The following is a 728-nucleotide window of genomic DNA, read 5'->3' on the forward strand; positions in this document are numbered from 1 at the left end:
TCCGCAGGCGGCGGAAGCCGTGTAGCAGGGCGATGGTCTGCTCGACCACCCACCGACGGACACCCGGCCCGGAGCCGTGCTCGACACCGCGGCGGGCGATGACCGGCTTGATGCCCCTGGCCCGGACCCGGCGGCAGTAGCAGTCGTGGTCCCAGCCGCGGTCGGCCAAGAACTCCCGCGGCCACTGCCGGGGCCGGCCCCGTTTGTCGCGGATCGGCGGAATCGCGGCCGGCAGGGGCATCGGCCGGGTGACGTCGCTGCGGTCGCCGCCGGCCGGCGCCGCGAGCGGGATGCCGGTGGCATCGCGGATCAGATGGTGTTCGGAGCCCGGCCGGCCCCGGTCGACCGGACTCCTGCCGGTTTGGGGCCGCCCCTGAGCGCCCGAATGCGGCAGCTGTCGATCACCGCCCGCGACAGGCCCGGGCGGCCGGCCGGCAGCACCTCGTGCAGCCGCCGCCACACCCCGGCGTTGTTCCGCTCCCGCAGCCTGCGCCGGCAGGTCATCCCCGAGCCGAAGCCGAGTTCCTCGGGCAGCCACTCCCACCGGATGCCGGTGTAGAGCACGAACAGGATTCCGCACAGCACGGTGCGGTCATCCAGCGCCTTCAGACCCGGATGCCGGTGCCGGCGCTGCCGCACGGGCACCAGCGGCTCGACCCGCGCCCACAACTCATCGTCCACCAACCACGGTTGAGGATCACGCTTCCCCACACCCGAACAACCGAACC

1 pseudogene is annotated in these 728 nt (G+C 73.6%); it reads right to left on the reverse strand.

The features are described 5' to 3' along the window. Positions 1–684 (reverse strand): annotated as a pseudogene (locus FOE67_RS27580) (IS5 family transposase); the annotation flags it as partial. Positions 685–728: the final 44 nt, after the last annotated feature.

The organism is Streptomyces calidiresistens, from assembly GCF_014141525.1.
Lineage (GTDB): Bacteria > Actinomycetota > Actinomycetes > Streptomycetales > Streptomycetaceae > Streptomyces > Streptomyces calidiresistens.